This window comes from Heyndrickxia vini, assembly GCF_016772275.1.
GTDB classification, from domain to species: Bacteria; Bacillota; Bacilli; order Bacillales; family Bacillaceae_C; genus Heyndrickxia; species Heyndrickxia vini.
The window spans coordinates 2,017,947-2,034,414 of record NZ_CP065425.1 but is presented as its reverse complement, the minus strand read 5'-3'; the positions used below and the strand labels follow the sequence as shown (position 1 = coordinate 2,034,414).

The following is a 16,468-nucleotide window of genomic DNA, read 5'->3' as shown; positions in this document are numbered from 1 at the left end:
ACCCCCTTCAAGTAACAACAACTATAAATGTTAGACGAGGATTTTTGAGAAAAGTTTCAATTTCTAGTAATCCGTTACCTTCTGTATGTTTATCCTTGATAGTTATTCAAACTATATATGACAAAACCAAAACAGGCAGTAATTAACAAAATTGCGATACCAGCAAATATCAAAAGGCCGATTCCAGTCATCTTCTTATTCTTGGTGAAAAAGTAGATGATGGCCGCAACATGTATAATCGGAGCGATAAAAGCGATCGGAAATAACCCGAAAATAGTAAACAACGAAGGAATGAAATAAATTAGAAACCCTATTCCAATTCCAACCCATACGTTCCCTTCATCTCTATTAACACTTTGCTTATTACTACCGTTTTCTTCGCTGTACATTCTCTTCCCCCTTTAATAGAATACTATTCTTATAAAGCAGAAATTAACGTGTAGACATGATTTCCTCTTGTATTTTTTTTAATTCCTGTTCTTTTTCATCCCGATAAAATAAATTATAAGTATCAAAAGGAATAATCCTTCCATCTGGATGGGCGATGTGTACACATGATTTTTTGACTGAACGAACATCGAAATTATAAGCATCTTGGAATTGCATAATAATGACACGAAAAACATTATCGTAGCCAATATCGCCAGGTATATCGACTTTTGGAAGACAGCAAAGTAAATCTTTAAAGGATAACGCTGATGAACTTGGTGAATGATTCAATGAAAATAAATTAAAGATCATATTGCGAATATTTTCATCTTGTTCGAAAACAATTGTATTCCTTTCTCCTTCTAATAAAATATTATGGTCAATCATCCCGGTTAGTGGGGTAACCAGTCCGTTCTTCTTAAAAGCATATCCCATTGCTAAAGAGTCAGGATGACACGGGACAGGAACTATATCCTTTTCACCGAAAACACTCGATTGATCAATAATCATTTGTCTTACTTCACTTAATGTTAAGCGATCCGCTTCTGGATTGAAATCCTCTAATCGTCCAGCACTTTGAATTGGTTGAAAAGTCACTCCTCGCACACATTTTTGCTCTAACCCATATTGGATAATCTTTCCTACCTCATGATCGTTTAGACCTTTTTTTAATGTGACGACTAATGTGGTTGAAATATTATATTCATTTAAGCGCTCGATCGCTTTTTGTCTTATCTTTGTAAGATCGACTCCCCTTAATTCTTTTAGTGCATCCGCTTCAAAACTATCAAATTGGAGATAAATTTCAAAGCCTGGTAAATACGTTGCCAGACGCTTAACAAACTCTTTATCGTTTGCGATCTTCAATCCATTCGTATTGACCATAATATGTTTAACTGGTTTAGATTTTACAAGATCTAAAATTTCAAAAAACTGTGGATGAATCGTTGGTTCTCCTCCACTAATTTGAATAATATCGGGTTCTTTTTCATTTTCAACAATCGCATTCAGCATAAACTCAATTTGTTCTAACGAACGAAAAGTCCCTTTTTGCGGGGAGGATTCTGCATAACATATTGGACACTTTAAATTACATCTTTCCGTAATTTCCAATAGGGTAAGGCAGCTATGTTGTTCATGGTCAGGACAGAGACCGCAATCATAGGGACATCCATATTTTATTGGAGTATTCCAGCGATGCGGCATTTCGGACGGCTTGATAAAATCTCGACACCATTTGTAATAGTCGATATCCGTTGAAATTAACACCTTTTCTCTTCCATGTTTCATACATGTTTTAACCATATAAACGTTTTCATTTTCGAAAATTATCTTTGCTTCTACTTTTCTTAAACACTTAGAGCAAATACTGATAGTTAGATCATAATAGGTATACGGTCTATTTGGCATGAATTTGTTCCTCCCCTTTTCTAAAATGTAGATGATGTTTTCCTTTTTTAATCATTAAGTGAATGTAATAAACGATTCCGATTAAACATGCAACTTGGATATTATTTAAGTAAAAATACGGATGTGGGGTAGGCTTGATAAAATCAATAATCAAGCGAAAAACAAGATAGGACAACATAAATAGCTGAAATAAATAGCCTTCCCATAGTATTGTTTTCTTCTTTTTTATCGTAAGAAGTATGAAAATTAAAGTAAATAAAAATACAATTTCATAAAGCTGGGTCGGATGCCTTTTGATTCCATCACCGAAATCCACTCCAGTAATCCATGTCGTCGCTGTACCATAAGTATGATCATCCATCCCGGTTAGAAAACAACCAATTCTACCAAGCATCATGCCAACGGTAAGGGGCAATACAAAGTCATCTCCTGTTGACCTTTTCCAGCCAATACATTTTTTTGCGAACTCAACACCAATGAGTCCTCCTAATAATCCGCCTACGATAGTTTTTCCTTCTAACATATATGTGAAATTAGTCCAATGTTCAATCGTCTTATACGGATCTTCAAACCAATAGAGAAATTTCGAGCCAAATGCTGCTCCGAATATAGCGCCGACAATTACCCACATCGCTTTATCCATTGGAATTCTTTCTTTGTTTCTCGTATATAAATAGACGCGGAATCCGATAAAATAAGCAATAGCTTCAAATAAAAAATGAGGGTGGATACCAAATACATAAACAGGAAACTGCATGTTTACCTCCAAAACAAAATCTAATTGAATCACAACTAAGTATATTCGAGAAAAATTGTAAATTTCCTTCAAAAACTAAGATTGAAAGAATTCGACTAGCGTATGATGATAAATTTCGGTAAAAAAAAACACCCGACGCTTATCGCCGGGTGTAAAAAACATTTCCTATTATTTTATTTCAAGCATGACAGGACAATGATCGCTTCCTAAAACATGCGAGTGTATTTGTGAATCTTTAATCAACTCTACTAATCTATTAGAAACAATAAAATAATCGATTCTCCAACCGATGTTGCGCTCTCTTACTTTGTTCATGTATGACCACCAGGAATAAGACCCCTCTTTATCCGGATATATGTATCGAAATGTATCCACAAATCCACCAGCCAAAAGCTTTGTCATCTTCTCTCGCTCTTCATTGGTGAAACCTGAATTTCCGATATTCGACTTTGAATTTTTTAAATCAATTTCATTGTGTGCCACATTTAAGTCTCCACAATAAATAACCGGTTTCTTTTGGTCTAATTCTGCTAAATACTCCCGAATCTGTTCTTCCCAATTTAGGCGAAAATCTAATCTTGCTAAATCTCTTTGGGAATTAGGTGTGTAAACATTTACTAAAAAAAATTGGTCGTATTCCAATGTTATAATTCGACCTTCAGGTTCATTATCATGCTCTCCAATACCATACTTAACAGATAAAGGTTTTTTCTTCGTAAAAACAGCAGTGCCGGAATACCCTTTTTTAATAGCATAATTCCAATATTGATAATAGTTTGGTATATCTAATGTGACCTGACCGTCTTGACATTTTGTTTCTTGAATACAAAAAATATCTGCATCTATATCATTAAAATAATCTAAAAATCCTTTTTTTATGCATGCTCTTATACCATTAACATTCCAAGAAACCAATTTCACTACTAAAAACCCCTAACACGATTTTTTCAAAAAGATATTTTTAATTATAACATTGTTTTTTATAGAACACCGAATTTTAGGATTGATGTATTTTTTATGTACAAACTTGACAAGATAATACAGATATTCCTCTTGAATATCGATATTTCGAAGTATAAATCCTGCCAAAGAGGTGATTTTAGATGAGTTATAAAGACCATTTGGATCCCCACTCTGAGCTATTTCACCATCATACTACAAGACGAAAACATACGAAATCTCAAGTGAATGGACAAACTCAAGTTACTCAAAACACAATCATTTTAAGAAGTAACGCTAAAGCACATTTTTGGTAAGGATCATACAAGAAATGAACAAAAAAGACGCCCTGTGCGTCTTTTTTGTTATTATTACCTATTTAGTTATATAAACGCATATGTATAAAATAGTCTTTTCAGCTCATATTCATTATTACCTTAATTATGATATAACTGATAAGAATGTGGGAAAATTTGTATATAAATATAATCAAAAGGAGGAATAGTATGCCTATAAAAAAAATATTCTTATATTGTTTACTTTCTATATTGTTCCTTTCTACCGCTGCATGTAGCCATGATACGAATTCAAAAACAAGCAACAATAAAGAGAACCAACAAGTAACAAAGGAAGAAAAAGAAAATGCGAAATATGCTACTGTAGTAAAAGAAAAAAACAGTGAATTAGATTTAGAACCAATAACACTGACGAACTATAGTGAAAAGGTAGGAGCCACACTATCTAATCCAAAGTATAAAACTTTCGCAGTGAATAAAGAACTTGAAATAGCGGGGAAAATTGAAAAACATGAGTTATTAAAAGAAAAATATGTATGGGTAAAAGTCAGTTCTCTCGATGTGATTGATTCTAATACAGTACAAGAATACTATATTCCTATAAAGAATGGACAGTTTTCAAACAAAATCCATTTTTATAATGGGGAAGGGAAATATTCTGTAAATATAATGCTTCCTGCAACGGACCGTGAAAATTATTATTATGATCTTTCCACATTTGAAGTAATAAATGTTAATCCAATAAAACAAAGAGATATTGCTTATACCCCATTCGCTCAAGAAGCACATCTAACTCTGGATAATATTAAATCTGGTTTTATCTTAGGTAAGGAATTAATAACTGTCGCAGGCACAATCGAAACGCAAACATCTTTTAAGAATATCATGATTGAAGTTAAAAAAGATAGCAACCAGTGGAAACACGAAATTCCTATTAAAAATGGGAAGTTTTCTTATGAAGTCCCTCTTTTTTATGGAAAGGGCATCCATCAAATTAATGTATTAGTTCCAGATCAGAATAGAGAAAATTATTATCAATATGGCACAACACTTTTTGTCGATAATCAATCCACTCGCACAATGAAACCGATCGAATATTTTCGAACTTATGAAGAAAGAGGAATTACACTTGAGACCCCGCAATTTGGCGGAGATCGCACAAAGCTCTCCTATCATATAAAAGGCCAAATTGACCCAAATGCAAAATTAGCTAATGAAACATCACATATTTATATTAAAACGAAAAAAGGCAATGATGAAGCACTCGATATTATACCAGTAACTCACTTTAGTTTTGATGATTCAATTTACCTACGATTCGGACCGGGTGAGTATGAGGTTTCCATAAATGTTCCAGAAATTAAAAAAGAAAAATCGAACTATTTCCGTTATTTTTCTGTTGCTTCATTTACTGTTGAGAACACGGAAAATGAAGATAAACGGGATTTATTACCTTCACGCGGTATACCTTCGGATAACCCAAAAATTATCAATCTAGCAAAAAAATTGACAAAGAATAAGAAGAACAATCTTGACAAAGCAAAAGCAATTTACGAATATACAGCAAAAACAATTTCTTACGATGTTGCTAAATTTAAAAACAATGAATTTGAGTGGGATGATAATGCACTTAAGACATTAAAATTAAAAACCGGCGTTTGTCAGGATTATGCTTATCTTGCAGGTGCTCTTTTACGTGCAAGTAATATTGAGGCAAGAGTAATAACTGGAAAAGCTGGGACTGGATTTTTGAAAGAGAATCATGCATGGATCGAAGCAAAAATAAACGGAAAATGGCTAACGATGGATCCAACGTGGGGAGCAGGTTATGTGCAAAATGATAAATTCGTAGCAAAATATACCGATAAATACTTCCAACCAAAAATGACGGAATTTAATAAGACCCATTTACGAGATAAAGTTGAATACTAAAATAAAATGAAGTCGGGAATCTACCCGACTTCATTTTATTTTAATGCATCTGTTAATTGTGGAACGATTTGTTTCTTACGTGATACTACACCGTTGAGTAAAGCACGGTTATTTTCTAACTTTACATTGAATGCTTTTTCTACAGCATCTGTCGCTTGTCCAATTGCTACTGCGGTAGAATCACTATTTAAAATATCTGTAACAACAAAAAGGAATAAATCTAAATTCTTTTCGGCTACTACAGTTGCTAGCTTCATTTCTAATTCTTCTTTACGATTCAACACATCATTAATATCTACTGCATTTACTTGAGCAATTTCAACCTTATAGTTCCCCATTTGGAATTCCTTTGCATCTAAGCTAACTAATTGATCAATCGTTTTATCACTTAAATCAGCACCCGCCTTTAGCATAGCTAGCCCATAGCTATCAACGTCAACTTCCGCAATGCTGGCAAGTTCTTTAGCGGCAGCAATGTCTTGTTCTGTACATGTAGGTGATTTAAATAAAAGTGAATCTGAAATAATTGCAGATAACATTAATCCTGCAACTTCCTTGCTAATTTCTACACCATTTTCTTTATACATTTTATTTAAAATCGTTGCTGTACAGCCAACAGGTTCAGCACGATAATATAAAGGATCACTTGTTTCAAAATTTGCAATGCGGTGGTGATCGATTACCTCTAACACTTTTACTTGATCAATATCTTCAGCACTTTGTTGTCGTTCATTATGATCAACTAAGATTACTTCCTTCGTTTCATTAGCAACTTTTTCAACAAACCGAGGTGCTTCCATTTTAAAATAATCAAGAGCATATTTTGTTTCCCCGTTTACATCACCTAAACGAACAGGCTCAGCGTCAATTCCTAACTTATTTTTTAAATGTGCATACGCAATAGCAGAACAGATTGTATCTGTGTCCGGGTTTTTGTGTCCAAATACTAATACTTTTTCCATCGTTTTCTCCTTCATATACATACTAAAATTTATTTTATTACAGATATCATTTAATATTTTAGCAAAAAAGAGAAATATTTTCACCTGTTCAAAAGAAAACACCATTCCTTTTGAAATGGTGTTTAAGTAATGCTTAATGCATAAAATTATTTGGCTGCTGAATCGTCCCTTGGGTAGGGGCATATGCATTTAGCATTTGTTGCATATCTTGTTGTGCAAATTGTGGTACTTGGTAATAATGGTGTTTATTTTGATACAGTGAAATTTCATAGGCCATTTCGATGCAATTTGGAATCGAATCCGCTAACACGCGGCGAACGACAGGGTTAGTCGTTTCACATGCTGCAACTGTTTTCATCGATGCAGATGATTTAACAGCTCCAAGCATTAATCCGGAAATACATTCATCAGTAAGTTCATTCGCGGATTGTAACGGCTTTTTAGGCTGAGAGGGCTGCAGTCCATAAATAAAGTTATTATTTTGTTGCATCTTATAACTTTGAGTTGGCACTTGCGGATCTTGACCTGTCTTAAAGCAATCAACTGTTGTATTATATTCTTGCTGCATAAATTGGTATTGCCGATCAAGAATTCCGCGCAGCTCTTGATCCTGCACATGATCTTTAAGAAGTGTATAGGTATTCATTGTACCAATAGCACCAGATAATACTTCTCCAACATCTAGTACTTCATGGCCACCATGATTCATTTGTTGTGGAATACTTCCAGTGTGCAAATTCTGATGAGTTTGGTTTTGTTGGTTTTCCATAATAACCCCTCCATAAATAAAATCATTTACTTTGTTATTATTTATTTAGAAACAGGAGTTATTCATTTTTTACATTTTTATTAGCGTAATAAATTAAAAAGTATTATAAACGTTTTGACATGTTTCAGCTGTAGGCTCATAAAAACAATGAGACTTATACCGTGCGACTAATGGTTGATCATACCATGTCGATGGACAATTTCCTGGTGGTTTAAAATACCATAAACTATATTTAGCCGGCCAAAAACTTTCCCCATTAATCGATCTTCGAGCTAATCGTTTTTCTTTTTCTCTTGCCCGTTGATAAAAATATCCATGAATAGTTGCTTCAAACGCATGTGGCTGGTAAACCATTTGGGGTATCGTACGTAGTCCTTTGAAATCGGAACAATTTGCCCTTATCCTGTTTATTCCAACATTCCCAACAAGAAGCATCCCTTGGACTCCTTCTCCCTCAGCCTCCGCTCTTAGAAGTCTTGCTAACAGAGCAATATCTGAATCAGTCGCTTTTACAACTGCCATCATTCCACCTCCAAAAACTTTTCACCATATCATATTCTTAACAGCTGGTTTGATGACCATATATAGTGACAGATTAAAAAGATTATCAAATAAAAAAAGTGAAGGCGTTTAATTCCTTCACTTTTACTCACCAAATTTAGTTGCTTCAACTTTAAATAAATGGTTGTACTTCTCATATTTATCCCATTTGTTTAAATATTTCGCAAAAAATTTTGCTTTATAAAACTTATGATATGAATTCAGTTCGCCTTCAATCTTTTCAAAGGCACGTTCTAAATTAGAATATTTTTTTAACCAAGGTAAACCTGTTTTAACGAAAGCATTTCTAATGTCATAAACGACATCTTCAATATTATTACCATTAGGATGGAACCACCATGTACTTTCAAGTTTTTTATTATCTTTAATTTGGTCAAACATATCATTATTTTGACAACATAATTCCATTTGTAATTGGCATTCATAATATTTCGGGAATTTTTCAATCTTTTCAAATTCATCCCATAATGGAGGGATAAAATCATAATAAATCCCTACAGTAGCATTTAACGATTGAGCAGGCCAACCTGATAATTCGGAATAGTAATTCCCCACATGATTAATACTTAATACCCATATGCAATCATTATGAAGCGCGTAATAATTTCGGCTATTAATACTTGAAAATCCAAATTCCTTCAAAACCGGATATAGTATTCGTTTTATTTTTTTATCAATTTTATTCCGAACAATCAAGTCAATCCCCCCTGCTATATTTTGATGAAAAAACGTTAATTTGCTTTCAAAATATCTCCATATATATTAGACGTATTGACTGCTTAAAAAGTTGCATTTATTCTAAATATTTCTTTTTTTACATTATTTGTTTAGTTTATTTCAAAGTCAAATAATTCAATATTACTATTCTTTTTTTGTTCTGACTGAGTAATTTTTCCTTGGTATAGTTTTTGACCACTACGTATATCCATTACAATTAGTGTATTATTATCATTTGCGTTCGTTTGTGTGATTAAAAGGTATACTTTTCCATTATTAATTTTTATTATTTGATTCTGATTAGCTCCCATTTCTGGCAATGAAATCTTTCTGATTTTTTCTATAGAACGCTTACCAATGTTGACTTTTGATATAATTACTTCTTTTTCATTTGTTAAAATGAAATAATTGGTACCATCTTTATCGTTTACGATTTGAGCATCATAGTACTGCTTAGGAAGTTTTATTCTTTCTATTTTATTTGTTTCATAATTATAAGTAACAATTTCACTATTAACGATTTGTTCATCTATTTCCCCATCTTTTCGTTCTTGAACCTTTACTTCATTATCTTGAATAGCAAAATATTTATTAGTTATTGTTGGATCTGTTGAATAAATTGAATTATACTGGTAGCCAGCATGTTCATAACCCAAAAATTTAGAAGCGATAATATCATCTTTCATTATCTTTTTCTGTTCATAGTCAATGGTATAGACATGTAATTCAATTTTATTTTTGTCCTGTTCCGAACGACGATTATTTTCCGTTATTACTTTTAATTCATTTCCTACACGTTGTACGTCATGAAAATAAACTTCTGAGAATTCTTTATAGTTTGGAATATCTACTTTAAAGGAATTTTTCTTTTTATTTTTTTTATTTAAAATTGAAAAATCCAGCGAATATTTATTGTAACGCGGATTTAACTCTGTATATACAAGTAATTCATTATCCTCAAATAATGAGTCAGTGTCGTGTTTTCCCCTCATAAAATTTCGGTATTTTTTCCTTAATTCTAAAAGCTTCCCTTTTTCTACATCTAGCTTTTCAAAAAAAGATCTTTCACTAAAGTATGTTGTTCCCTTTGTCGTAACTTCAAAATTATCATTCGTATTGCCAATCTGATAGTTTCCGCTTATTACGACATTTTTCAATTCAGCATCATTACCACTAACTTTAACGATTTTCATTTCAGGTAATGTATCTGCTATCGCAGTATAAATATATAATGCACCGATGGTACAAAACATTATTGCTATAATAACAATTGAACTTATATATCGTTTCATATGATCCTCCCTTAAACTGATACCTTTTTCTTCAAAAGGAAATTGCTAACAAATAATGAACCGATCAATACGATGATCCCCATTACTATTACTAATAGTAGTTTTTCAATCCCATATAAGTAATCCTTTTGTAAAATAATTTCTACAAGAAAAGGAGAAAAGAAGACAATAAATGCCGCAAGTAAATACAATACTCCAAAAATGATTCCTTTAATTCGGTAGCTTCTCTCAAACAAAATGCCAGTGAAGATAACAAACACCGCCATTAATCCAGTTGCATAATAAAGGATAAATTCAATAAAAGAGCCTGGAATCAACAATGATAATTCAAATGATGAATCTAGAATTTCCCCAACGTTCATACGATTTAAAAACTCATTAGATACAAGCCAATTTACCATTGAGTTTTCAATTGGAAGTAGAATTAGTTGAAAAGCTACTAAACCAAGAACAAATATAAGAATCGTCAATCCTTTAGATAAAATAATATTTAATCTTGAAGTTGGCAGCATTAATAGTCGATAAATAAATGTATTTTTTCCGAACCAATCGCGATACCAAATGAAAAAAATGTAGAATAATATAGCTGTAACGCCAATACCGATTGGTGCAAAAAACCACAAACTCCGTAATATGTGAGTAAAATCAAACAATCCATATTGATGCACATATTGTGCAACAGATAAAGATTCATCATGCATTGTACGCTTTGAATCATTCATAAAGCCTAATGATAATACAAATATGCCAATAAATTGAAAGATAACTGTTATCAATAATAGAACAATGTATATCTTTTTAAAACGATTCATTTCAAAGTTAACTAATTTTAAAAACTTGTTCACGGCTGGTACACCTCTCTCATTACATCAACAACAGATTTTCCCTCAGCAAATCGAATTTCTTCGGTATTAAATTCTTTTAAGACAACACCATTATCCATCAATACAACTTTATCGATTAAATGTTCAATATCATTGATTTCATGTGTCGTTATAATAACTCCTCTATCTTCAATCAGATGACTTGTGAAAACTTCCGCTATTTGTTCACGGCTAAAAATATCGATGCCTGAAAAAGGTTCATCCATTAAAACATAATCAACGTCAAGGCAAAGTCCTAATAATAAATTAACCTTTGCGACGTTTCCTTTCGATAAATCGGATATTCGTGTATGCTTATCTAACTTAAAAAATGTTAATAAATCATCTGCTCGTTTTTGATTCCAATTTTGATAAAAGTCGTTCATAAACACCATAGCTTCAAGAATTGTCATTTGTGGCAGCATCGTGATGGCATCCGGAATAAATGTAATTTTTTCATAACTTGACTTTGTTAATTTTTCACCATCAATTAAAATTGTCCCGCTATTAATCGGTGTAAGTCCTAAAATTGCCTTTAAAGTGGTCGTTTTACCTACCCCGTTAATTCCAATTAAACAAGTAATCTCCCCTTTATTTGCAGTGAAGGATATTCCATTTAAAACTTTTTTTCGACCGAATTTTTTAGTGATATTTTTTACTTCAATCATTCTACTTCCCTCCTCCCTTGTTCTGTAGAGGTGTATTTATCCTTTACTAAAGTGAGAATCTCCTCTACTGGCACATTAATCGCCCGTATTGATTCAACAAAAGAATCAACAGCTTCCACAATAAGTTCTGATCTCAATTTCCCTAGTATTGCTTCATCATTCGTTATTCGACTTGGATGGTTCCTTTCAGTATGAATCAACCTTTGTTCCTCCATTTCTTTATACGCTCGTTGAGCTGTATTTGGATTAATCTTTAACATGGATGCAAGCTCTCTTCGAGATGGAATTTCTTGCCCTGCACCTAAATTTCCAATCGCTATCTGTTCCTTGAAGTACCTTACAACTTGGGTATACACAGGATCTCGATTATTAAAATTTATTTTCATTGAAACATCTCCTATTTATTGTGTGTATTATTTAGTTCATACACTTTGATTAGAAAGATGTATGTATTATTCAGTTCATACACTTCATATGTGTATTATATGTTTAATACACATTCCATGTCAACAGATTATCAAAAAATTAGCCAGTAAATTTCCCTGGCTAAAAAAATGGATTATATCACTCTATTTAAAGGCAATTGTTTGATGAAATATTCTATAAATAGATTCGACTCAAGTCTTGAAGCGATATATGGAGGTTTATTGTAGATCATCGCTTCAAGTGGTTGGCCTAACCAAAAAACTTTTCGGTCTATTATAATAAATGGGAAGGGTATATGTTCTTTAATCTGTTTACTTGGTTGGAGATTCCTAAAATCTTTCATGGAAATGATGATCAATTTAACTTTTTTTGTCCTATTTTTGAAAACATCATTCCACTGCTTAGAAAGTATTGCATGTTCTGGCAGTGAGATGATGATTGATTCTTGTGCTGAATGAATATCAGTAAAAACCGATTCTAATTTACGTGCATAAATCCACATTAAATTAGGATGAGAGTGTCTCACCCATTTACCAATTGCATTAAGCGAAATTGTTTGATGTAACCGATTTTGATGATCAACTAACTGCCTAATTGTTTTATTTTGATATACATGATGGCGAATGAAATCCTTATCTGCAATGTGGATAAACTTCCCTTTTGCTCTCGTCATAGCAACATTAATTAAACGTTCACTTTCACGCCCAGAAAGTAGCATACTTGGTCTAATTTGAGGTGGCCCATCAACAGAATCGAATAAGATTACATCCTTCTCACTGCCTTGAAAACGATGTACAGTTGCCGAAACAATATCTCGATTTTGCATTTCCAACGGATAAAGATCCATCAGTAATTGATCCATTAGAGTAGCTTGCGCGCGATATGGGGTGACAAATCCTATTGAAGAAATTCCAGAGACTACTGCTTCATGGATTAACTGAAAAGATAGTAAGAGATGAAATGGATTTATTTTTGATTTTGAAATTCGTTCATTAATACAATATGCACCTGAAAAACTTGTATCTAGTAAAATAGATGCACGATTGGCAAAGGGCAATTTCTGAGTGATAGAATTTCGCAAATCCCGTACTTTGTCGTGATCCCCAACCAATGATTTATAAATATATCGATTTGTAAATGCTGAAATATCAGGGTGCATTCTTCTCTGTTCTTTTAGCAGAAATAGATGTGGATGTAATTGATCATCACTATTTGTATAAACAACATTTGCTTTATGAAAAATATCCTCTTTTAGCCATTTGTTGACAAAAGAATGTCTTGAAGATGCAATTGGTGGCAATTGTTTAAAATCTCCACAAACAATAACCCTTTTTGCTAAGGTTGATGCAAAAGTAATTTGAGGAACATATGCCATACTTGCTTCATCAATAATTATTAGATCATATTCTTGTTCATATATCGCAGGATCACCAGCCGCTTTTGTTAAAGTTGTTCCAATAATCTTTGCTTCTTTTACATATTCAATTTCTTTTCGTCGGATCTTTTCCAATACTTTTGCAAGTTTGCCCTCTAGTTCTAAAAGCTTGTCCGTATCTCTGTTACTAAATGACTCACCTAAATCCTTCTTAATTTCATTTTTCCGAATGGAATACTGTTGTTTTTTTTCAAACAAAGAAGGTTCTCGTTTTTCAAGTAAATGCATTGTCGTTAATTGAGTCTCTTCTCGCATATTTCCACCCATACCAAAGCGAATAATATCACCTTCAACAAAACGATTCTTCTGTTGAACAAATAATAGGACTTCATTCATTAACACATCGACAGCTTGATTACTATGAGACAGTATTAGGACTTTTTTTTCTTTAAAATACTTATTTGCTGCAACTCTTGCTAAGGTATAAGTTTTTCCTGTTCCTGGTGGTCCCCAGACAAATGTAACCGGATTATATTTAGAACGTAATACTAACTCATGAATATTACTTTTTATATTATTTGTTGGATGTTTAATGGGGCTTACAGGTTCCATTACCTGCTTTATTCGTGCTCTTTTTCGTTTACTCTTTTTTACTTCGTCTAAACGATGGATAAGCTGTTCTAATAGTTCCCACGGGTCATGATAGAGAAATGCCATACCGATAAGATCACCGATATATTTTTCGAAATTAATTATCATGTTTTTCCCTTCCGAAGAGAGGATTTTTCCACTATACTTATTTTTCTCCCATTCAAGACGGACAGTTGACCCAATCGGAATTTTTAAAGATGCTGGTGTCTCAAAATAATATGTATATTCATTATCATTAGAAACTAGAAACCCATTTGACAACTGGTATTTCGTACTACCAAATTTTTTCAAATGCTGAATTTCTAGTTGTAAGGCATGTTGCCATTCTTTAATTAATTGCTTAGTATTTATAGTCATCAGTATTGCAATCCTTTTTAAATATATGTGGCCCAATCATATTGATTGAGCCACATATATTTTACCTTATTTTACTTTATAAATAAAATTAGTTTTTATCTTCATTTCTTTTTGCCCCTAAGTCAAGCGTTTCCCCTTCCACATGTTTCCTGTCCATCAAATGGGATAGTTTACGATTTTCTTTTGATTCAAAAATAATATTAAAATCATAATCCTCAGGATATAATTCATTTGCGGCAATATATAACTTAATCCTTTTATGATTATATGTGCGTTTTTCCCCTTTTACTTGAACTATATAATTACCGAGCGAATCGGGCCCTTGGAAAACGATTCCATACTCATCTGTTGCAAGAATGAGGACATTATCCCCTTGCTGATACTTAGCAACTTCGTGTTTCAATCCTTTGTTTTCTTTCCCATTTCGTTTTGTATGACGATTGTAAGATATTTGTCTATCCATTTCCCTTTGTTTAGATACATCATTAGGTTCCAGTTGATACAATTTTTCTGTTTTATATGTTATTTGATGTGCATCCGAAATAATCTTAGGATGCATGCCTAATTTTAGTGCTATCGCAAAGGCTTGACTCTCCCCGCCTTTTCCAATAGTCAGCCGATACGTTGGTTGTAATGTGTCAATATCAAATTCCATTGAACCATTAATAAATCCATCAGTCTTATCCGCATAATCTTTAATTTCACTATAATGTGTTGTCGCTAATATGGTCGCTCCTTTTTCATGGAATTGTTTTAACAATGCAGTTGCCAATCCCATCCCTTCAGCTGGGTCGGTCCCAGACCCTAATTCATCCAATATCACTAAACTTTCGTCATTTGCTTCCTTTAGTAATTCGATAATATTTGTTATATGGGAGCTAAAGGTACTTAAGTTTTGTTCAATACTTTGACCATCACCAATATCTAAAAGAATCTGTTGAAAGATACTTACTTTACTCCCTTTTCCTACAGGTATGTGGAGACCGGACTGCACCATCAGTGTCAACAATCCTACTGTTTTAATCGTAACCGTTTTCCCCCCGGTATTTGGCCCTGTAATGATTAAAGCATGATATTTATTTCCAAGTTCGATTGTAAGTGGAACTGCATTGTTTCCGAGCAATGGATGTCTTGCCTCATTCAATATAATTTCATGTGTGTCGTTAACTTCTACATCCCTTCCGTTTATTAATCGACTATATTTTGCCTTAGCAAATAGAACATCATAATGGACCATTATTTCCATTGCTTGCTTAATTTCGGATAGGTGCGTGTCGACTAAAACCGTTAACGCAGATAATATTTTAGTCACTTCCAAATCTTCATCCGTTTTTAATAAAGAAATTTGGTCTTGCAAATTAGTTGCCTCTATCGGCTCAATATATAATGTTGCTCCCGAAGCAGACGAATCTAAGACAGTACCTTTCATTTTCCCTTTGTACTCTTTCTTGACTGGTATTACATAGCGACCATTTCTTTCACTTACAATAAATTCTTGAAGATACGCTTTATTTTTTGGAGACTTAATCATTTGATTGAGTTTATCCTTTAATCGATCTTCCAGTATTACTATTTGCTTGCGAACCTTTAAAAGTTCCTTACTCGCATAATCATCCACCCTTCCGTTCCGAATACATCGCTCAATTTCAGCAAGTAGTAGAGGAAGTTCCTCAATTCCATATACATATGATGTTACACGAGGTGCCATAAATTCTTTGTCTTTCATAAATTGTTTAAGTTTTTTGCAACTGCTTAGAAATTCAGCAAGCTGTAAAAAATGTGATGGTTTTAATATAATGCCTTTCTTAATATGACTAGATAAAATTTCCATACCATTTAAAGAGGAGATTGGCACACTTGAGCTTTTTTCTAGAATACGTACTCCCTCTGACACTTCATCCAGCCAAGACCGAATTTGTTTCAAATTTGTTGACGGCGTTAAATGTTCGATCCGTTCCTTCCCTTTATCAGATAGTGTATATTGTGCAATGCTTTCTTTCACACGATTAAATTCTAAAGCGGTAAACGATTTTATATTCAAATTAGTAACCTCCCTAAATAATA

Annotated in this window: 16 protein-coding genes; 2 read left to right on the top strand and 14 right to left on the bottom strand. The window is 33.0% G+C overall.

Annotation, left to right across the window (positions count from 1 at the left end):
- Positions 1-89: 89 nt before the first annotated feature.
- From I5776_RS10215 to I5776_RS10200, 4 genes are all read right to left on the bottom strand, one after another.
- A complete protein-coding gene (locus I5776_RS10215; protein ID WP_202780497.1) occupies positions 90-389 on the bottom strand; it encodes a hypothetical protein in 300 nt (99 codons plus the stop codon).
- Positions 390-432: 43 nt separating this feature from the next.
- Positions 433-1,839 (bottom strand): radical SAM protein, encoded by a 1,407-nt coding sequence (locus tag I5776_RS10210; protein WP_202780496.1) that lies wholly within the window; start codon positions 1,837-1,839, stop codon positions 433-435.
- Positions 1,829-2,596 (bottom strand): prolipoprotein diacylglyceryl transferase, encoded by a 768-nt coding sequence (locus I5776_RS10205; protein WP_202780495.1) that lies wholly within the window; start codon positions 2,594-2,596, stop codon positions 1,829-1,831. The genes I5776_RS10210 and I5776_RS10205 overlap by 11 nt, the downstream gene beginning before the upstream one ends.
- A 168-nt stretch (positions 2,597-2,764) precedes the next feature.
- Positions 2,765-3,517 carry an exodeoxyribonuclease III gene (locus I5776_RS10200; RefSeq protein ID WP_202780494.1) on the bottom strand — a complete coding sequence of 251 codons (753 nt, stop codon included), beginning with the start codon at positions 3,515-3,517 and terminating at the stop codon, positions 2,765-2,767.
- Positions 3,518-3,699: 182 nt separating this feature from the next.
- On the opposite strand from I5776_RS10200, the gene I5776_RS10195 reads away from it, so the two are divergent.
- Both I5776_RS10195 and I5776_RS10190 read left to right on the top strand, forming a co-directional pair.
- On the top strand, positions 3,700-3,852 hold the full coding sequence (locus I5776_RS10195) for a YpzG family protein (protein ID WP_108071574.1): 153 nt from the start codon (positions 3,700-3,702) through the stop codon (positions 3,850-3,852).
- A gap of 189 nt (positions 3,853-4,041) precedes the next feature.
- On the top strand, positions 4,042-5,763 hold the full coding sequence (locus I5776_RS10190; RefSeq protein ID WP_202780493.1) for a transglutaminase domain-containing protein: 1,722 nt from the start codon (positions 4,042-4,044) through the stop codon (positions 5,761-5,763).
- Between the two features lie 35 nt (positions 5,764-5,798).
- Here I5776_RS10190 and I5776_RS10185 read toward each other — a convergent pair whose 3' ends face one another.
- The 10 genes from I5776_RS10185 to I5776_RS10140 form a co-directional block, all read right to left on the bottom strand.
- Positions 5,799-6,725 carry a manganese-dependent inorganic pyrophosphatase gene (locus I5776_RS10185; RefSeq protein WP_202780492.1) on the bottom strand — a complete coding sequence of 309 codons (927 nt, stop codon included), beginning with the start codon at positions 6,723-6,725 and terminating at the stop codon, positions 5,799-5,801.
- 133 nt (positions 6,726-6,858) lie between these two features.
- Positions 6,859-7,494 (bottom strand): spore coat protein, encoded by a 636-nt coding sequence (locus tag I5776_RS10180; protein ID WP_202780491.1) that lies wholly within the window; start codon positions 7,492-7,494, stop codon positions 6,859-6,861.
- 93 nt (positions 7,495-7,587) lie between these two features.
- The gene (locus I5776_RS10175) at positions 7,588-8,016 is read right to left on the bottom strand and encodes a cell wall hydrolase (protein WP_202780490.1); all 429 of its coding nucleotides are present in this window, start codon (positions 8,014-8,016) and stop codon (positions 7,588-7,590) included.
- A gap of 123 nt (positions 8,017-8,139) precedes the next feature.
- A complete protein-coding gene (locus I5776_RS10170) occupies positions 8,140-8,751 on the bottom strand; it encodes a DUF4304 domain-containing protein (protein WP_202780489.1) in 612 nt (203 codons plus the stop codon).
- Between the two features lie 131 nt (positions 8,752-8,882).
- Positions 8,883-10,064 (bottom strand): hypothetical protein, encoded by a 1,182-nt coding sequence (locus I5776_RS10165; protein WP_202780488.1) that lies wholly within the window; start codon positions 10,062-10,064, stop codon positions 8,883-8,885.
- Positions 10,065-10,075: 11 nt separating this feature from the next.
- Entirely contained in the window at positions 10,076-10,909 is an 834-nt protein-coding gene (locus tag I5776_RS10160; protein ID WP_202780487.1) for a hypothetical protein, read from the bottom strand.
- On the bottom strand, positions 10,906-11,595 hold the full coding sequence (locus I5776_RS10155) for an ABC transporter ATP-binding protein (protein ID WP_202780486.1): 690 nt from the start codon (positions 11,593-11,595) through the stop codon (positions 10,906-10,908). The genes I5776_RS10160 and I5776_RS10155 overlap by 4 nt, the downstream gene beginning before the upstream one ends.
- Entirely contained in the window at positions 11,592-11,981 is a 390-nt protein-coding gene (locus tag I5776_RS10150; protein ID WP_202780485.1) for a GntR family transcriptional regulator, read from the bottom strand. Before I5776_RS10150 ends, I5776_RS10155 begins: the two co-directional genes overlap by 4 nt.
- A 173-nt stretch (positions 11,982-12,154) precedes the next feature.
- Positions 12,155-14,404, bottom strand: a complete 2,250-nt coding sequence (locus I5776_RS10145; protein ID WP_202780484.1) for an AAA domain-containing protein — start codon at positions 14,402-14,404, stop codon at positions 12,155-12,157.
- 88 nt (positions 14,405-14,492) lie between these two features.
- Positions 14,493-16,445, bottom strand: a complete 1,953-nt coding sequence (locus tag I5776_RS10140; RefSeq protein WP_202780483.1) for an endonuclease MutS2 — start codon at positions 16,443-16,445, stop codon at positions 14,493-14,495.
- Positions 16,446-16,468: the final 23 nt, after the last annotated feature.